General features: G+C 56.9%; 15 protein-coding genes. 6 read left to right on the plus strand and 9 right to left on the minus strand.

Features of this window, described 5'->3' with window-relative positions; all coding sequences use genetic code 11:
• Positions 1 to 87: 87 nt before the first annotated feature.
• Together J3R75_RS07780 and J3R75_RS07785 are read left to right on the plus strand one after the other, a co-directional pair.
• The gene (locus J3R75_RS07780; protein WP_307260934.1) at positions 88 to 972 is read left to right on the plus strand and encodes an IS3 family transposase; all 885 of its coding nucleotides are present in this window, start codon (positions 88 to 90) and stop codon (positions 970 to 972) included.
• A 301-nt stretch (positions 973 to 1,273) separates the two neighbouring features.
• A complete protein-coding gene (locus J3R75_RS07785; RefSeq protein WP_307260935.1) occupies positions 1,274 to 3,322 on the plus strand; it encodes an RNA/DNA-binding domain-containing protein in 2,049 nt (682 codons plus the stop codon).
• A gap of 486 nt (positions 3,323 to 3,808) precedes the next feature.
• Here J3R75_RS07785 and J3R75_RS07790 read toward each other — a convergent pair whose 3' ends face one another.
• The 8 genes from J3R75_RS07790 to J3R75_RS07825 all read right to left on the minus strand — a co-directional run bounded on the left by J3R75_RS07790 (position 3,809) and on the right by J3R75_RS07825 (position 9,413).
• Positions 3,809 to 3,946 (minus strand): hypothetical protein, encoded by a 138-nt coding sequence (locus tag J3R75_RS07790; RefSeq protein WP_307260936.1) that lies wholly within the window; start codon positions 3,944 to 3,946, stop codon positions 3,809 to 3,811.
• Between the two features lie 201 nt (positions 3,947 to 4,147).
• Positions 4,148 to 4,372 (minus strand): transposase domain-containing protein, encoded by a 225-nt coding sequence (locus tag J3R75_RS07795; protein ID WP_307260937.1) that lies wholly within the window; start codon positions 4,370 to 4,372, stop codon positions 4,148 to 4,150.
• Between the two features lie 253 nt (positions 4,373 to 4,625).
• On the minus strand, positions 4,626 to 6,197 hold the full coding sequence (gene tnpC, locus J3R75_RS07800) for an IS66 family transposase (protein WP_307260938.1): 1,572 nt from the start codon (positions 6,195 to 6,197) through the stop codon (positions 4,626 to 4,628).
• A gap of 62 nt (positions 6,198 to 6,259) precedes the next feature.
• Entirely contained in the window at positions 6,260 to 6,601 is a 342-nt protein-coding gene (gene tnpB / locus J3R75_RS07805) for an IS66 family insertion sequence element accessory protein TnpB (protein WP_307260940.1), read from the minus strand.
• The gene (tnpA, locus tag J3R75_RS07810; RefSeq protein WP_307260941.1) at positions 6,601 to 6,939 is read right to left on the minus strand and encodes an IS66 family insertion sequence element accessory protein TnpA; all 339 of its coding nucleotides are present in this window, start codon (positions 6,937 to 6,939) and stop codon (positions 6,601 to 6,603) included. The genes tnpB and tnpA (J3R75_RS07810) overlap by 1 nt, the downstream gene beginning before the upstream one ends.
• Positions 6,940 to 7,039: 100 nt before the next feature.
• Positions 7,040 to 7,210, minus strand: coding sequence for an IS66 family insertion sequence element accessory protein TnpA (gene tnpA, locus J3R75_RS07815; protein WP_307260943.1), 171 nt, complete (start codon positions 7,208 to 7,210; stop codon positions 7,040 to 7,042).
• Between the two features lie 495 nt (positions 7,211 to 7,705).
• Positions 7,706 to 8,653: an AbaSI family restriction endonuclease gene (locus J3R75_RS07820; RefSeq protein ID WP_307260944.1), complete on the minus strand. Its 948-nt coding sequence runs from the start codon at positions 8,651 to 8,653 to the stop codon at positions 7,706 to 7,708.
• A gap of 385 nt (positions 8,654 to 9,038) precedes the next feature.
• A complete protein-coding gene (locus J3R75_RS07825) occupies positions 9,039 to 9,413 on the minus strand; it encodes a transposase (protein ID WP_307260945.1) in 375 nt (124 codons plus the stop codon).
• Between J3R75_RS07825 and J3R75_RS07830 the strand changes: the two genes are divergently transcribed.
• The 3 genes from J3R75_RS07830 to J3R75_RS07840 all read left to right on the plus strand — a co-directional run bounded on the left by J3R75_RS07830 (position 9,314) and on the right by J3R75_RS07840 (position 15,426).
• Complete coding sequence (locus J3R75_RS07830) at positions 9,314 to 10,153, plus strand: IclR family transcriptional regulator (protein WP_307260946.1); 840 nt, start codon at positions 9,314 to 9,316, stop codon at positions 10,151 to 10,153. The two genes, J3R75_RS07825 and J3R75_RS07830, sit on opposite strands and share 100 nt — an antisense overlap.
• A gap of 15 nt (positions 10,154 to 10,168) precedes the next feature.
• Positions 10,169 to 12,373, plus strand: a complete 2,205-nt coding sequence (locus tag J3R75_RS07835) for a pyruvate formate lyase family protein (protein ID WP_307260947.1) — start codon at positions 10,169 to 10,171, stop codon at positions 12,371 to 12,373.
• A gap of 1,469 nt (positions 12,374 to 13,842) precedes the next feature.
• Positions 13,843 to 15,426: a bifunctional metallophosphatase/5'-nucleotidase gene (locus tag J3R75_RS07840; protein ID WP_307260948.1), complete on the plus strand. Its 1,584-nt coding sequence runs from the start codon at positions 13,843 to 13,845 to the stop codon at positions 15,424 to 15,426.
• 547 nt (positions 15,427 to 15,973) lie between these two features.
• On the opposite strand, the gene J3R75_RS07845 is transcribed toward J3R75_RS07840, so the two are convergent.
• On the minus strand, positions 15,974 to 16,249 hold the full coding sequence (locus J3R75_RS07845; protein WP_307260950.1) for a hypothetical protein: 276 nt from the start codon (positions 16,247 to 16,249) through the stop codon (positions 15,974 to 15,976).
• A gap of 180 nt (positions 16,250 to 16,429) precedes the next feature.
• On the opposite strand from J3R75_RS07845, the gene J3R75_RS07850 reads away from it, so the two are divergent.
• Entirely contained in the window at positions 16,430 to 17,143 is a 714-nt protein-coding gene (locus J3R75_RS07850; RefSeq protein ID WP_307260951.1) for an NYN domain-containing protein, read from the plus strand.
• Positions 17,144 to 17,201: the final 58 nt, after the last annotated feature.

Consider the following 17,201-nt stretch of genomic DNA (forward strand, 5'->3'; position numbering starts at 1 on the left):
CCGCACACTATCGCGCCACCGCCCCGATCCGCTTCACGCGGACCGGGGCTTTTCGCGTTCAGGTGTTAATGTAATCACGCGAAACACATGCGGGGATATGGGCTGGGCGAACGCTTACGCTGGCTGGACGTTTCTCCCTGCAAGATTTGCGCCTGGCGCAAGCGCAGGGGGGCTTCAAATCGTCATGGCTGCAACCTCCCTCACGCCAACTGGCTTCTGCCTTGGGAACGCCAGGCCATCATCGATTTCTACCTTGAGCACGAGGATGAAGGGTACCGGCGCCGCGCGTACATGATGGTTGACCAGGACATCGCCTGTGTTCCGCCTTCGACGGTGTACAAGGTGCTGAAAAAGGCTGGCGTGCTGAGGAGAAAGGGTGGCAAGAAGAGCAGAAAGGGATCGGGCTTTGACCAGCCGGACGCGCCGCATCAGCACTGGCACATCGACATCACCTATGTGCACATCGCGGGACGCCATACCTACCTGACCACCGTCATTGACGGTTACAGCAGGTATATCGTGGCTTCCGTGCTGCGCGAACACATGACCAATGCCGACGTCGACCTGTGCATCCAGCAGGCGCACGAGCGTTTCCCGAATGCGCATCCGCGCATCATCAGCGACAACGGCAAGCAGTTCATGTCGCGCGACTTCAAGGAGCTGCTCGGCATTCATGGCTTCTCTCACGTCAGAACCTCGCCGTTCTATCCCCAATCCAACGGCAAGATCGAGCGATGGCACAAATCCGTAAAGGGCGAATGCATCAGCAGCAAGTACTTCGGAACCCTGGAGCAGGCAGCCGAGGTCATTCAAGGATACATCGACTACTACAACATGGAACGGCTGCACAGCGCCATCGGATACGTTACGCCATATGACATGCTGTGGGACCGCAAGGAACAAATCGTCGCCGAAAGAGAGGCAAAGATGGAAGCAGCCAGGAGAAACAGGCTGGGACAGGTGGCAGGATGAAAACCGGCAAATAGGTTAAAGGCGCATTGCGAAACGGAAGGCGGCTCTGCAGGAGTGCAACCGCCCCAGGGATAGCAATGCCACTATAACGGCAACGACCGTGCCGGCGGGTAAGACCGCCGGTGCCTTGAGCTCAGCGGTTGGTGCCGGATAGTGCCATGCCTAAAAAAACTCCGGGGTTTGGGGCGGAGCCCCAATCAAAGTCCGCATAGTCTACAATAACCGAAGCCCAGAATTTCGTTTTCAGAGTAACCAGCACAATAGCTTGGGCATCCTGCCCATGATTTTTTAGGACAAGCCGATGTTCGATATCCACACCATTGAGGAGATCAGTCTGCTGCGTGAGAGTTGTGAACTCGAATGCAAGAAGGCTGGCGGTCGTGACGGCCGGGGAACTGTTCCCGAATCCTTCTGGGAAACATATTCCGCCATGGCCAACACCGATGGCGGCGTGATCCTGCTTGGCGTCAGCGAGAAAGATGGAGAATTCGAATTGATCAACCTGCCGGATACCGGGCGGCTCCGAAAGGACATTTTTTCGACGGCCGGGAACTTGTCTAAAGTCAGCGTCAACCTGCTATCCAACCAATCGGTCAGTGACATTCAGATCGACGGCAAGGCCATTCTGCGGGTGGATGTTCCCCGTGCGAAGCGTTCGCAACGACCGGTTTTCCTGAATGGCAATCCGCTCGGTGGCAACGCCTACCGCAGACTGCATGAAAACGACCAGAAATTAACAGACGACGAGGTGAAGCGTTTTCTGGCCGAACAAGTCGAGGACAGTCGAGACAGCTGGATTCTTCCTGCCGGGTTTGGTTTAGATGACCTGTGTCAAGAATCTATCCGTGCCTACCGGCAGGCGCACCAGAATCTAAATCCCGCCCATCCCTGGGGTAGCCTGGACGATGCTGCCTTTCTGGCGCAAATCGGCGCGTGGCGGCAGGATCGAATGACGGGAAAACAAGGCCTGACGCAAGCTGGATTGCTCATGTTCGGCACGCATCCAGTGATTCAGCAAGCATTCCCGTACTACATGTTGGATTACCAAGAGCGCCCGGAGGCCAAGACCGAGTTGCGCTGGATTGATCGGGTCACGCTGGATGGCTCGTGGTCCGGCAACCTCTATGATTTTTACCGCAAAGTGTATCCGAAACTGATGGCGGATTTGAAGACGCCATTTCACCTGGAGGGCGGGGAACGGAAGCAGGAGACACCCGTCCATGTCGCCCTCCGCGAGGCACTGGTCAACGCCCTGGTGCATGCGGACTATTCAGACCGAGCTTCCGTGCTGGTGGTCAAACGGCCGGACATGTTTGGTTTCCGAAATCCGGGAACCATGCGAATTCCAGTGGAAGTCGCCTTGAAGGGTGGCGAGGCAGACTGCCGGAATCGGCTTTTGCATCAGATGTTCCGTTATGTCGGCTTGGGTGAACAATCCGGCTCGGGCATTCCCAAAATCATGGAGGGCTGGCGCCTGTCGCATTGGCGGCCGCCGGAATTGTATGAAAAGCTGGAGCCCTACGATCAGACGATTATGGAGTTGCGAATGCTTGACCTCTTTCCGCCTGGCACAGTATCCCTGCTCCGAAAAAAATATGGACCCCGTTACGAACAACTTGGATACGAAGGACAGGTGGCCGTAGCGCTGGCTTTGACCGAAGGCACGCTTACTCACGGTCGCCTGGCGCAGTTGACCGGCAGGCATCCGGCCGACCTGTCGCGGGTCTTGCATCAGCTAGTCCATGACGCACAATTGCTGATATCCGCCGGTAATGGGCGAGGCGCCGTCTATCATCTGGCAGATCTGGACTTGCCACAGCCCGACGATGTGTTCGGCAAGGAGATAAGCTCCCCACATTTGGCGGCGAGCTCCCCACATTTGGCGGCGAGCTCCCCACATTTGGCGGCGAGCTCCCCACATTTGGCGGCGAGCTCCCCACATTTGGCGGCGAGCTCCCCACATTTGGATAGTTCCCGGGATGTCCAAGGGCGTCTGGTTTCCTCCCATTTGCCCCACCCCATTGTCGACGACGTTAAATTCCTTGCCCCGAATTTTTGTGCGCAAATGGAACAGCTTGCGAATATACCCAGAACCAAGAGAAAAATTGACCGAGAAATAATGAAGCGAACCATTCACGCTCTGTGTGAGAACCAATACGTCACCCTTGATTGCATTGCAGTGTTTGTTCGCAGAAATGCGAAGTCGATGCAGAGTCAGTTTTTGACACCGATGGTGCGAGACGAACGTAGCTTGGAATGGGCATTTCCCGCCACGCCAAATGATCCGCGACAGGCGTATATCACTGCAAAGGAGATGCCTGTTGATATGGAAATGGAGGAGTCTGAATAACCTTTTTGGGTTCTTCCCGGTTTTTGGAAAAACGGATTGTTTCAGTCACGGAATGCGCTGTGCGGGTATCGAAAAGGTTGCTCTGGTGTGTCGCCGCACGGCGTGAATGTCCTCCGGCAGGGTGCAGTCGCAGCATACATGGTTTCCCCCCGCTGTCTCGAGTTCCCCATTTAGTCGCGATGTTCCTTATCTCCTGATGAATTTCTGGCCACCGACAAGACCTAATGTAAGCCCCGGCAAACGACCAGCCAAAATTTCGTTTCTAAGGTGGGTACAACAGATCTGCCTGAGCGTCTCCAAGTAATCCCTCACTTATTGATAACAGCCGTGCCGCCGCCAAGATGTGTTTTTGTCTCACGCGAAGCCGCGAAGCCGCGATGAAGACAAAGGCAAAGAAGATGTCGGCATGTCTTGCCGCTTTGCGGCAATTCACGCCGCCGCTTCAAGCCGCAACGGACACAAGGAACTGGTGTTCTGAAGGCAAATTCACAGACCGATCCGTCCGCGATAAAAGAAGCCAAATTCGATCCGCATGGCTGAAAGCCGCTTTTCAGCGCTCAAAGGCATTCCGGACGACGAATGGGCGGACAAGGCGTCACGCCAGGCAATTTCACGGTCGGTCATTGGCAGTCTCCTTGGTTGGTTTCAGGACTGCCAATTAACCTAAACGCATCAGAATTTCCTGCTTAATGGGCTGGGCGGTAAGCGTTCGCCCAGCCCATATCCCCGCATGTGTTTCGCGTGATTACATTAACACCTGAACGCGAAAAGCCCCGGTCCGCGTGAAGCGGATCGGGGCGGTGGCGCGATAGTGTGCGGGTGGTATTAGTTGCGTGCGGGAGTCCAGTTGTGTGGCAGCAAGGAGTCAATGTCGTCATGCCGGGTGGTGCCGAGGCGGGTGAGGACGTCCTCGAGCCAGGCCTTGAAGTCGACTTTGTTGTCTTTGCAGGTGGCCACGAGGCTGGCGATGACGGCGGATTTCTCGCCGCCGCGTTCGTTGCCAACAAAGAGCCAATTTTTGCGTTTATGCCAAGCTTGGCATAAACGCAATAATGCAGAGTTTGAGATTATGCGGAGTGAGGGCCTCCGGACGAAGCTTGTCCGGCACCAATTGAGGACAGTCGCACGGTTTTCGCTCTGCATAATCAAAGAGACTCCAGTAAGGATAATAGATCGTCAGGCGGGGAGTAACGGACGGGATGGTCGCTTGGCTCTTGCAGTGTAGCGAGAGCACGCTCTTTCATCGTGAGGTCCGCTTCCACGTAAATGTGCGTGGTCGTGGGTCTCTCATGTCTGAATTATGTCAAGCGACTGATAGAGTCATAAACCTGTTTCTCCTTGAGGACCAACATGCTCCAGCCCAATGCTCCACGTCACTCCGCATAATCCCGAACTGCGCATTATTGCGTCCCAGTGCCCATGGACGAATGGCGTTTTCGGCCGGATTGTTGTCGATGTTCACGCGTGGGTCACTCAGGAACACGGAGAGCTCCTGGCGTTGCTTGAGCGCGTAGACGGCGGCCCGGACGAGCATGGAGGTCGGTGGCAGACGCCGGCGGACGATGTCGTCGCACAGCGCGAAGAACTGCTCGACCAGCTCCGCCGAATTGGCCCGCTGTTTCCGGCGCGTCTCGACCAGGGACGGGACGACGATGTTGAGCTCGCCGCCGGCCCGCGCGGCCTCGGCGTCCTTGACCTCGTCAGCGGCCCGCGCCTCGTTGTCATACATGATCCGGATCAGCTTCAGGGCCGTCAGACGCTGCTCGTTGTCCAGTTCAGGCACCTCGTAGAACTTGCGGCGCACGTGCGCCCAGCAGGCGGCGCGGGTTCCGGGCAGCTTGTCGTAGCCCGTATAGGCATCACTGATGAATATACCGGCGTAATTTCCGAGGATTTTTTGCGCTTCGCCCTGACCTCGCCCGGGCGAAAAATGAAAGAGGGTGATCGGCGGGCCGACGCCGGTCTTGCGCACCCAGAGGTAACACTTCTGACATTTTCCTTTCGCCAGCATTCGCGCGGAAGTTTCATCGGCGTGAATGACGTCGCTTTTCAGCAGCAGGTCGGTCAGGCGGTCCATGATGGGTTGAACCAGGAAGGCGATCTTGTCCGCCCAGTCGCACATGGTGCCGCGGCTCAGAGTGATGCCCTCGCGTTTGAGGTCTTCGCTCTGGCGGTAGAAGGGCATGTGGTTAACGAATTTCTCGTGGAGGACGTGAACGGGCACGCTGATGTCGAAATGGCCGCGGTCGGAGTCTTCGGACAGGACGTTCGGCAGCGGCGGCGCCATCACGACGCCCAGCTCCGGCTCGCCCGGCACCACATATTTGGCGCGCTTGATGACCAGGACGTAGAAAGCGGAACGGTGCATGAGCATTTCAGAGACGTCAAAGCCGATGAACTCCTTCCCGAGTTTGTCAGTTTCGGCAATGTCGACAACCCGTTCCCTGCGCTCAAGGTGATCGGCAAAAGGAACGCTCTTGGCGTCCTTGTTGGCGGCCTTTTTCGGGCGATCATGGCCTTGGACCTGGATCGTGGCCGGTTCCGGTTTGGCGGCCGTTTCCGGCACAAACAGGCCCGGCAGCAGCGGGGTCTTCTCGTCGACCACGCGCTCGGAGCTTCTGCCGAAGAGCCGTTTGTTCAGCCAGGCCAACTGCAGTTCCATCTCGGCCAGGCGCTGGAGGGCTTTTTTCAGCGCGTCGCGTAACTCGCCGGTCTCGGCGGTGGCAAGCTGCTGGATTTGTTGCAGTGTTTCACCCAGCTGGACGTTCTCGGAGGTGGCCTGCAGAAGCTGTTCACGCAGGCGGTCGTTCTCGGCGGCAAGTCGCGCGGCGCCGCCGCCAGAAAAGTCGCTAAAATAAAACGTATCATTCTGCATACCAATAACTTACATCAAAAACAAATACATGCAAGCAGGCACGCGAAAAAAGATGGCGAAAATCACATTTTTTTTGAGAATCTTTTGTAGTACGCGCCCGGCTTCACGCCATCAAGCATGGCGTGAAGATCGCGCAAATCAAGCAGCAGACGGTCGCCGACGGCTTTGGGCAGGTTGAATTGCCCCTGCTCAAGGCGCTTGCTCCAGATGGTGTAGCCGTCGCCGTCCCAGTTGAGGATTTTGATTAGCGTGCGCCGGGCGTTGAGAAAGACGAAGAAGTGCCCGGAAGCCGGACTCTGGGCGAGCAGCTGGCTGGAGGCCGCCGCCAGGCCGTCAAACGACTTGCGCATGTCCACGGCCTGCTGGCAAATATAGATGCGTGCGAATGGCGGCAGGGACAACATCAGTCCGCCTCCAGACCCGACAGGACGGCCAGCGCCCGGGACAGCACCGACGGATCGAAGCCGGCTTTCAGACTGATCCGACAACGTCCGCACTCAATGGCCACGCCGCTGTCCGCGACCTGCCGCGGCGGCTCGGATAGCTCCACGAGCGAAAAAGTCGGGGCAGGCGCATCCGGGACGGACAAGCCGGCGGCGGCGTCAATCGTGGCCAGGCGGCGACGCCAGTACACCGCCTGATGATAGTTGAGCCCCTTGTCGCGACAATAGCGACTCAAAGGCATTCCGGACGACGAATGGGCGGACAAGGCGTCACGCCAAGCAGTTTCACGGTCGGTCATTGGGCAGTCTCCTCTGTTGGTTTCAGGACTGCCAATTAACCTAAACGCATCAGAATTTCCTGCTTAATGGGCTGGGCGAGCGCTTACGCTGGGCGAGCGCTTACTCAGGGACGGACAAGCCGGCGGCGCCGTCAATCGTGGCCAGGCGGCGACGCCAGTACACCGCCTGATGATAGTTGAGCCCCTTGTCGCGACAATAGCGACTCAAAGGCATTCCGGACGACGAATGGGCGGACAAGGCGTCACGCCAGGCAGTTTCACGGTCGGTCATTGGGCAGTCTCCTTGCTTGGTTTCAGGACTGCCAATTAACCTAAACGCATCAGAATTTCCTGCTTAATGGGCTGGGCGAGCGCTTACTGCTGGCCCGCATCCGAGAAACGACGGATTGTCGCCTCGACCTTCTCAAAGTACTCCTCGGAGAACTCACCGGGCTCGGGCTCTGCGCCACTCCAATGCACGCAGATGGTCGCATGGGTGATTCCCGCCTGAACATTTCGCTCAATGTTGGCGGGATTACTAAGAAGTGTCCCAAAGGCATATCCGTCTTTGGCAGTGTCAACTGACCATCTCGCTGGGGCGCATCCTACGAAGCACACTACCGCCACCATGGTCGCCGCAGACAATGTGGTACGCATCAGCATATCGATCTTTCCGGTCAGCACAACATATGCTTAACCTGCGAGGCGTCATGGCGCGATTCTTGCCGAGGAGCGTAGCGACGGCTAGCAAGAATCGTGACATAGCCAAATCAGGTTGAAGCAGTTGTTATGTTTCTTCACTTACTAATTCACTAAAACTTATTTTTTTAGCAGTTCTTGAATAGGATCTTGTTTGTATTCCTTTACTCTTTTTAAGGTCATTGGCCTCAAATACCCCTAAAAACCTTAAGCGATCCAAACCAAAACAATCTCTGATATGCATGAAAACAATTCTTTTATATTTATTCTCATTCCATGATCCATCTGGTAATGTTCGAGTATCACATCTATTCATATCCCCAACGACTTCAGTAATAATTGTTTTATCTTCATTAAGTGTATTTTTCCATCCATTTTTTGTTTTTACAGAACCATCTTCAAGTTGCACTGCTAAACTTGGAACCCATAGTTTATATTTATCATTAAGTTTTACAAAACAACGACCAAGATTTTTTACACTATGTCCAAGATAATTGTATATTTCTGTTATTCCTTCATAATCAACATCATCTTCTATATTAAATAAGCCTTTCTCAAGAATCTTTGTTTTGCGCATACTATTATCTTCCCACTTAAGCTTTTGTCCAGTTTTTTTATTTCTATCTAGAACCATATTATTAATAATATTTACTTCTCTATTAATTTGTTTGTTTACTTCATCATAGGCTTTTAGGGAACCATTATCATTATAAATTGCTATTCTACCTTGCTTACATTGAATAGAACTTAATATATCTTCTGCACGTATTTCATCATTTATTCTACTCTCATCACTAAGGTGATGACTCTCATCCACTTCAACACCATATTGTAACTGTGGAAAATAGAGATCCAGTAAATAATACTTTTTACTATTTGTTACAGAATGATTTTTGTTCCTTACATATTGTTGAGTAATCGGAATAAGCTCGGGATTCGAAAGCTTTGTATATATCGAGTTTATTACGAAGTTTTCATACCTCTTCCCTTTAGTACGTCTATTTAGCATAATTGATACGTGCTCTAGTTTATCCATATGACAATTAAACCTTCTTTATTCCGCCCGCGCAGCGTGAACATAACGTGTTTTTCTGGGGAAATCTCCATTACCCGGGGCAAGACCGTACCGCAGGCATAACTGACTATAGGCCGTTCGGCTACGGAGTCAAGGCAGCAGCCAGGAAATCCTCTCCGACGGCACTTGCCAGGGCTGCGAGGCGCATTACCACAACTATGGGATTTCCGTGGTTATGGAGATTCCCCATAAGCAGGGAGGTCGGATATGGCCGGTTTCGACGAGCGGCCGAGGAAGATACTCGACGGCTACGCGAACTTCCCGCGTGAGAACCTGAAAGTAGGCTAAAGCGCACACGTTAAGCCCAAAATTCGCATCATCCCGGTTTTACGAAAAAAGGCCATGTCTACGAGCAGGAACTGAGCAGTTGCGTCTTTATCTCCATTGAAGGCAATTCATGGATTTTCAGTTTTACGTAGTCGTAGTCATGAAAGCCGTAGGCCTGTGAGAACATGTGGCGCACCTTGTTGTTGAAGCCTTCCATGGCGGCGTTGGTTATGCGGTCGCTGTTTGAGGAAATCCTTTGACAGCCTCCGTTATGCGGATATACTAGCGTTATGCATTTAAAGACGGGTACCAGATCGGGGTTCCCCGTTAACCGTCCGCCACGCGAGGTGCAGAATGTCCGCAGGCAAGCCCAATGAAGCGACGGCGGGGAAACGCTATGCGGCGCCGGCCGTCGACGCCATGCTTGACATTTTGGAATACCTCTCGCAGGCAAACCGGCCCTGCGGGGTTACCGAGTTGTCGCGGGAGCTGGGCATAACCAACAACTTGGCGTTCCGGGTCATGAAGCGGCTGGTCGAGCGCGGCTACGCCGAAACGGGCAGCACCGCCTCGTACAAGCTCGGCACTCGGTTTTTCACCTTGGGCATGAAGCTGTACAGCGACTTCGAGCTGCGCAAGCGGGCGCGACCACATCTCGAGTGGCTGAGCGGCGAGTTGGGCGAGACGGCGCAGGTGCATGCCCCTGACGGCGACCGGATGCTGGTGGTTGACACGGTAACGCCGCACGCCAGCTACTTCCTCCAGGTGGTACCCGGCTCGCGGGTCTACTACCACAACAATGCCTTTGGCAAGGCGGTCATGGCCTTCATGGACGAGAAGGATGTCCGCCGACTGCTGCCGAAGGAACGCCTGCCCTCGCTGACCCACAACACCATCACCTCTGCGGACGCCCTGATCTCCCAGCTCGCCCAGGTGCGCAAGACCGGCGTGGCCTTCGACAACGAAGAGTACATGTACGGAATTTTTTGCATTGGCTCGCCGGTTTTCAACCACGAAGGCAAAGCCGTCGCCGGCTTGGGATGCACCGGCCTGACCAGCCGCTACCAGACGGGCGGCGGCGGCGGGGCGATCAAAGCGGTGCTGGCCGCAGCGGAAAACGTCTCCCGCGATCTGGGCTACGACGGCGAGTTTTTTGCCGAGACGAAGAACAGGAACGACCCGGAGCGATCTTGACAGGATGGAAGCGCGATGAATATGGATGTTCTGCGCGAAATGCGCGAGTGGACGGCGCTGGGGTTCTACGAGGCCGAGGCCGAGGGATTGCCATGGCCGATGAACTATGGCCGGGCGTTGCGACGGCTCTACGAAAACATGGAAATCGTGGTGCCGGAGGGGCGCTGGCTCATCCCCGTCGAACCGATGGAATTCTGCCAAACGCGAGCCAGCGACAACACGTGGCATGCCGAAAGCATGGTCTTCAACCTCCATCACGACTCCGGGCTGATGGTCAACCGGCGGCTGGCGGCGAGAAAAAAAGGTCAATTCCCCGAACGGGCGGCATTCATCGACGCCATGGTCGCCGACTTGAAATCCAAAACGGTCCGGTTCGGCGGCTATACCCACGCCAACCCGGATATCCGCCGGGTGGTCGGCGAGGGCGTCCTGGCCATGGAAGCGGAACTCGACGGCGAGCTGGCCGCCGTCAGGGCGATGGGGGAAAGTGCGGATTCCGCGGAACGGAATCTTCTCCTGGCGCTGAAAGACTATGTCGAGGGGGTGAAGGCGTTCCACCGTCGGACGCTCGAAGCCATCGGCAAGGCGAGGGACGCCGCGTCCGGCCGGCGGCGGGATGAACTGGCGGTCGTGGCCGAGGCGGTGGCCAACTGCCTCCTGGTGAAGTCAGAGACGTTTTATCAAGGTTTTCTGGCGGTGAATTTCGCCTGGATGCTTGATGGTTGCGACAGCATCGGTCGCCTCGACCAGGCGCTCGGTCCGCTTTTCGAGCGGGACATTCGCGAGGGCCGGCTCGACGTGGCGTTCGCGCGGGAGCTGCTCGACGAGTTCTGGTGCAACTTCGAAACCATGAACGGCTGGAACCTCCAGATCGGCGGTTACACCCCGGCGGGGAAGGATGGCTGCAACGAACTCACCCGCGAATGTATTCGCGCCTGCGCCCGCAACAAATTGCGCCGCCCCAACGTGGCGCTGCGAATAACCCGGGACACTCCGGACGACCTCCTGGCCGAGGCGCTCGAGGCTTTGGCCAAGGGAAGCGGCCGACCGGCGCTGTACAACGACGACCTCTATGTGGAAACCCTTAGATCGATGGACTTGGGATTGTCGGACGCCGATGCCCGCGAAATCGGTTTCGGCGGTTGCACCGAAACCATGATCGCCGGCCTGTCCAATGTCGGCAGTCTGGAAGGTTCGCTCAACTTGGCCAAAGCCCTGGAATTGGCGATGTTCGACGGCTTCGATCCGGTGGCGAATGTCCAGGCCGGGCCGCACACCGGCAGGTTCGCGGACTTCGCGTCGTTCGAGGCGTTCATGGCGGCGCTGAAACTCCAAATCGCCTACGCGACCGACGCCTTTGTGGCAGTTAACCGCGGCGCCCTCAAACGCCGCTTCAGCGAAGGCGACCCCAAGCTCTACCGCACTTTTTTCACCGGGGATTGCGTCAAAAACCGCAAATCCTTCGAGGCGGGCGGCGCCCGCTACAACTGGGCGGTGGTCTCCTACCAGGGCATCGCCAACACCATTGACGGCACCGCCGCCATCCGCAAAACCGTTTTCGAGGACAAGTCGGTCGCCGCCGCCGAACTCGTAGCCGCACTGCGGAACAATTTCCATGGCTGCGACGACCTGCGCCGCCGCTTGCGTGCGTGCCCCAAGTTCGGCAATGACATCGCCTTCGTGGACGATCTCGGCGCGGAGTTGATCGAATACGCCTGGCGACATCTCTACCGCCATGAAACGCCCCGGGGCGGTCGCTATCTGGCTTCGTGCATCCTTTTCACCACCTACCTCGGGGCCGGGCGCGCGGTCGGCGCCACCCCGGACGGTCGCGGCGCCGGCGAAGCCCTGGTGGACTCGGTCGGCGCCGTTCCCGGCTACGACGTCAATGGCCCGACCGCCCTGCTGAAGTCGGTTGCCAAATTGCCGCTGTGGCTGGCGGCGGGAACCCCGGTGCTCAACCTGCGCTTCCAGAAATCGTTGTTCGCCAACCGGGACGTCCTCGCCAAGATGGCCAGCCTGGTCCGTTCCTTCTTCAGCCAGGGCGGCATGCAAGCCCAAATCTCGGTTCTCGACGCCGCCGAACTGCGCGCCGCCCAGGCGAATCCCGAACCGTACCGCGACCTCATTGTCCGCATCGGCGGCTACAGCGAATATTTCAACGCCCTCGACAAGGAGTTGCAGGACAGCGTCATCTCGCGTACCGAGTATGGACTGTGAACCAAGGTGAACCGCAAGGCAGGCCAGCCAACCACAAAGAACGCAGAGAACCTGGCCAGAGCCTGTCCAGAAAGCCATTTGAACCGCAGATGAACGCAGATGGACACAGAGTGACATCCGTTCGTGCCGCGCGGGCAGGGCTTCGGACGGATCAGCCAGGGCGAGGCATACCGCAGATGCGGCGGCGGCAAAGATTGCCTGCGCATCATTAAGGTGAGACAGTACCTGCGGAAGGATCTGAATGCGAACCACGAGTTTCGCCGATTGCAGAAACGCCTGAAAAAGCGCGTGTCCAGTTTCCGTGTTGCAGACTGCATCCACCATTACCTGCGCTTTCTCTCGGGGACACGCGAGGCGTGTTTCCAAAAGCTCGGCATGCAGTCTCTCCCATTCCACCCGCAATGCACTGAAAAAGGCATTTTGGGTCTTGTTAGGATTGGAGTACCCCAGAATGACGGCATCGGTATAGTTTCCGGTACGCACCGCCCCTAACACCGGTCCGTCCGTCGGTTCAAATCCCAATGCGGCACGCAGGTCGGTGATGCCGTACCAAGTAAGCAGAACATGCTTTTTATTTTCGCGCCGTTTCAGTTCTCCGTCAGTCGCGGTGATAACCGGCAACACCGAGTCAGCGAGCGTCCTTTTCAACTCATGATATTCTTCGGGGCGGATGGTGATGACCGCATCCGCATCGCCGATGAACGCAGATTGTATTTGAGGCGAAGTGTTTGCTGGGGCAGAAGATGCGCAGGACATGGGCGGCTTCGCAACGGTGGTTCATGTTGTCCATCCTGGCCCATTTCTGCCTGAAAAATAAGGACTGTAGTGCCTTTTTGAGGCTAGCTTTACCCCCAAATGCGAAAGTCGTGCCGACGCAGGGCACGGCCTGGTGCCGCTCGCGGCGCGCCAAGGTATTCTTGGGCCTGCGCGGCAAATAGCAGGCATCCAGTGATCGGAGGTCTACCTTAGGGGGCGTTCGATAATTACATTTACAGCTATGCCCAGGCACGCTGAAAGCGTGCGACATCGCAAACAAAAAAAGGTGAGGTTCCATTGCCCCTTTGGCCCCAGTCAGCTTCGCCGACTGGGGCCAAAGGGGCCGAGGAACACGAGCGCAATAGGCGCTGTACCCAGGGCGGCGCTCCGCCTTCGGCGTCGCTTGCCCTGGGCTACGATGACACGCGCCCCTCCAGGGCGCGTGCCGCTTCGCGGCCAGGGAAATGTTGGCCGGCGACAAGGTATGACATGAAAGAGCGTTTACACTGCAATGTGTAAACGTAATTTGTGAACGGCACCTTAGCGGAAAAGGGTGGCGGATGAAGGCGACGGGCAGTCGGTGGGCGCGGCGCGATCTCTGGGCTCCCTTGGCTGCATTGGCGCGGCAGCCCTTGCGTTCGGGGGCGTTGCCGGTTATTGTCTTGAGGCTTTTGGCAATGGTTGCAGATCATCGCAGACATGGAGGACAGCGCATGGGCATGGCTTATCGGTTTTATCTGTTGTTGCTGGTAGTCTTTTCGGCGGGTGTTGTTGCGGGGCCGACGATCAGTATTCTGCATACGAACGACCTGCATCAGTCCTTGGCGCCGTTGCCGGCGCTGGCGGGCTATGCGAAGGCGTACAAGGCCGAGCATCCGGCGACGGTATTCATAGACGCGGGAGACTGGTTTGACCGCGGTTCGGCGCTGTGTCGGGTAACGCGCGGCGAAGCGATCTATGGCGCGATGGCGACGATGGGCTACGACATGTGGATTGTCGGCAACCACGACTGGGCCTACGGCGGCGCGCGGCTGGGCGAACTGATGGAGCGCTATCCCGTGCCGGTGCTGGGCGCGAATCTCGGTTGCACGGATCATCCACTGCCCACGAATGTGCTGCCCTACCTCATCAAGGAGCTGGCGGGACTGCGCGTGGGATTTTTCGGCATCACGATTGACAGCTACGGCCAGAATCCAAAGGGACGGCCCTATATTCATGTACTGGAGGCGCGGGAATCAACCCGCCGGGCGATCGCCGAGCTGCAAGCGCAGAGGGCCGATCTGATAGTGGCAGTCACCCACCTGGGCTTTGAACGGATGAAGCACGAGGCCACGCGGGCCTGCCCAAGCGACGTGGACCTGGCGCGGGAATTCCCGGACATCGACGTGATTGTCGGCGCGCATTCACACACGGCGCTTGCCGAGGCACGCGTACGCGAGATTCACGCCGAGACGGGCGTCATCGTGGTCCAGGCCGGCGCCAGTGGCCGCAATATGGGACGCCTCACCCTCGAGATTGATCCCGAAACGCGGCGCATTGTCGGCTTTGCCAGCGAACTAATTACCGGCGAGCAATTGCAGCCGTCCTGTCCCGAAACCGCGGCGTTCATCTCCGAGCAGTATGCGGCGCACATGCCCAATGCAAAGCAGGTAGTGGCGGCGCTAGCGGCGCCTTTGGAACGGCACAATGCGGGCAGCTGGTACGCGGAGTTCATCCGCGGCAGTAGCGCTGCCGACCTGGCCTTGCTGCCCGTGGGTGCTTTTGACAAGGAACCGAAGGCTTTTCCGCAGGGCGAGTGGACGGCGGAACAGCTGGCCGGTTATTTCTTTGATCGCTATCTGGTAACGATGCGAGTCACGGGTAAGGATTTGTTGGCCTACCTCCAGCAGCCAGCACGGGTGCACCGCCTCAATCCGCTGCACGACCGGGGGCGGCCCTTCAGCGAGGACGCGATCTACTGCGCGGGCTTCGCCGTACATTTTGACCCAACCACCAAGGATATTCACATTGACCTCGAGCCAGACCGGGAGTACACCCTGGTGACGCCCTGGCTGCATTCTTGGCGCGATCTGTTCAATGGTGACGAACGGGGACTCCCGCCGCGCAACCGGGCCGCGGCAGCCGACCCGCTGCCCGGACTGGCCCATGCCAACCGACACGTGCTGGCCAAGACCAGCATGCAGCACGTCTTTGACGCCGCTGCCAGCAAAGCGCTGGACATCACCCGCAAGTACGCCGACATCCCCGCCGAATGGCTGGCATGGAAGGAATTCTACGAGGCCGAACGCGCCAAATGACACCACGCAACGCGAGGTAGAGTGACTATCGCCGTCTGGTCGCGAGCCACTGCCAACGCGCCACTGCTTGCCGCCTTGACAGCGTCTGTTCGCCACAAATATCAATCACTCCTATGAAACCGATGTTCTTCACTTAACAAATTTCATAGTGCCTTAAGCTTCAGCAAAACAGTCTGTTATGATCGCGGCATTTATGGCCGGGAAGCGGCAGAAGCGCTGAAAGCGCGGCCTAAGAAAGCCCAGGGCAAGCGGCGCCGAAGGCGCGCGTCGCCCTGGGTAGAGCGCCAGTATTGTTCGTGTTCCTCGGCCTCTTCGGTCCCAGTCGGCGAAGCTGACTGGGGCCGAAGAGGCAATGGAACGATGTGTCTTCCCTCTCCTGTACCTAAGCACCCTGCACGGTGTTTTTTTTAGGTCGCCCCTACAGGGCTCCTTTCGGATAGGACTCTTACCCAGGGCGACGCGCCCTGCGGGCGCTTGCCCTGGGCTATCTTAGGTCGCGCCTTCGGCGCTCAAAACCTCGGCGAATGGTCACGCGAACGGTCACCAATCAACTCCTCGCCAACCATTGCCAGTACACTACGTGAAGAGCATTAATCCTAGGAAACCCGCTGCCGCAAAGATCGGCGGAAATCAAGGTCGAATGGTTGGGCGGCGGTTGGCCGTGGGTTTCCTGCAAATTGTCCCCGGTGTTTTCCCCACCGGGGTGGTTACTCCTATGAAACACGCTGCCGCAAAGGTCGGCGGAAATCAAGGTCGGATGGCTGGGCGGCGGCTGGCCGTGGGTTTCCTGCAAATTGTCCCAGCGAAGCGCCGGGGTGTACACTGACCGGTTACACTTGCCTCCCGAATGGACGTAAAATTGTCTTGACAGGGAACCCTGGATGCGTATATTGTGTCCCAACACAAAGAAAAGCAATCCCTTGGCAGTACGCTCCCGTCGTATATAATTGACGGGCAGCCGAGCCCAAGGGGTTTTTTTTCTATGGGATTAGGGGGAAAGGTAATGCCTACTGCGATCCTCGTTGATGGAGACTTTTATCTGCGTCGCTATCGCTTTCTGCGTGGCAGAGCGACACCGGATGTTGTTGCCAAGAACCTGCATTGGATGGCACGTCAACACCTAAAACAGGATCATGGTCGAGACGATAGAACGCTGTACCGGATTTTCTTTTACGATTGCCAACCGCTGCAGCATAAAGTGCATAACCCTGTCTCTGGCACTGCTATTGATTATTCAAAAACTGATGTAGCCCGCTGGCGCTTGGCATTTCATGAGGAACTGCGCAAACTGCGCAAGGTAGCGTTACGTCTAGGTTACCTCAACGAACGCTGTGGTCAATGGGTTCTTGGGGGCGAGAAGTTGAAGCAACTCCTCGCAGGAAAAATCACCATAAATGACCTGAATGACCACGATGTGCGTTACGAAGTCACTCAAAAAGGTGTTGACATGCGTATTGGTCTGGACATAGCGTCCATGTCATATAAACGCCAAGTCGATCAGATCATCCTAGTAGCTGGAGATAGCGATTTTGTGCCCGCCGCCAAACTTGCGCGCAGAGAAGGCATCGATTTCATCCTAGACCCAATGTGGGCACAGGTGAGGCCAGATTTATACGAACATATTGACGGCCTGCGATCTGTGTTTAACCGCCAAAACGGCCATCCCACTAACGCCGATGCGACATCCGAGGCTCCGCTGGCCCAGGAAGAAATATAGGCGCCAGCGACTGGTTCTACAGCTTTGAGTGCCCTTGCGTCTGCGACCTTGATCCGCA

This window comes from Oligosphaera ethanolica, assembly GCF_030814695.1.
GTDB lineage: Bacteria > Verrucomicrobiota > Lentisphaeria > Oligosphaerales > Oligosphaeraceae > Oligosphaera > Oligosphaera ethanolica.

What these genes read in the sequence shown, in the direction of transcription:
- J3R75_RS07835 (WP_307260947.1), top strand. Translation starts at nt 10,169, where the DNA reads ATGAATATGGATGTTCTGCGCGAAATGCGCGAGTGGACGGCGCTGGGG.
- tnpA (WP_307260941.1), bottom strand. Translation starts at nt 6,939, where the DNA reads ATGACCGACCGTGAAACTGCTTGGCGTGACGCCTTGTCCGCCCATTCG.
- tnpC (WP_307260938.1), bottom strand. Translation starts at nt 6,197, where the DNA reads ATGCAGAATGATACGTTTTATTTTAGCGACTTTTCTGGCGGCGGCGCC.
- J3R75_RS07840 (WP_307260948.1), top strand. Translation starts at nt 13,843, where the DNA reads ATGGGCATGGCTTATCGGTTTTATCTGTTGTTGCTGGTAGTCTTTTCG.
- J3R75_RS07790 (WP_307260936.1), bottom strand. Translation starts at nt 3,946, where the DNA reads ATGACCGACCGTGAAATTGCCTGGCGTGACGCCTTGTCCGCCCATTCG.
- J3R75_RS07820 (WP_307260944.1), bottom strand. Translation starts at nt 8,653, where the DNA reads ATGGATAAACTAGAGCACGTATCAATTATGCTAAATAGACGTACTAAA.
- J3R75_RS07780 (WP_307260934.1), top strand. Translation starts at nt 88, where the DNA reads ATGCGGGGATATGGGCTGGGCGAACGCTTACGCTGGCTGGACGTTTCT.
- J3R75_RS07850 (WP_307260951.1), top strand. Translation starts at nt 16,430, where the DNA reads ATGCCTACTGCGATCCTCGTTGATGGAGACTTTTATCTGCGTCGCTAT.
- tnpB (WP_307260940.1), bottom strand. Translation starts at nt 6,601, where the DNA reads ATGTTGTCCCTGCCGCCATTCGCACGCATCTATATTTGCCAGCAGGCC.
- tnpA (WP_307260943.1), bottom strand. Translation starts at nt 7,210, where the DNA reads ATGACCGACCGTGAAACTGCCTGGCGTGACGCCTTGTCCGCCCATTCG.
- J3R75_RS07830 (WP_307260946.1), top strand. Translation starts at nt 9,314, where the DNA reads ATGTCCGCAGGCAAGCCCAATGAAGCGACGGCGGGGAAACGCTATGCG.
- J3R75_RS07785 (WP_307260935.1), top strand. Translation starts at nt 1,274, where the DNA reads ATGTTCGATATCCACACCATTGAGGAGATCAGTCTGCTGCGTGAGAGT.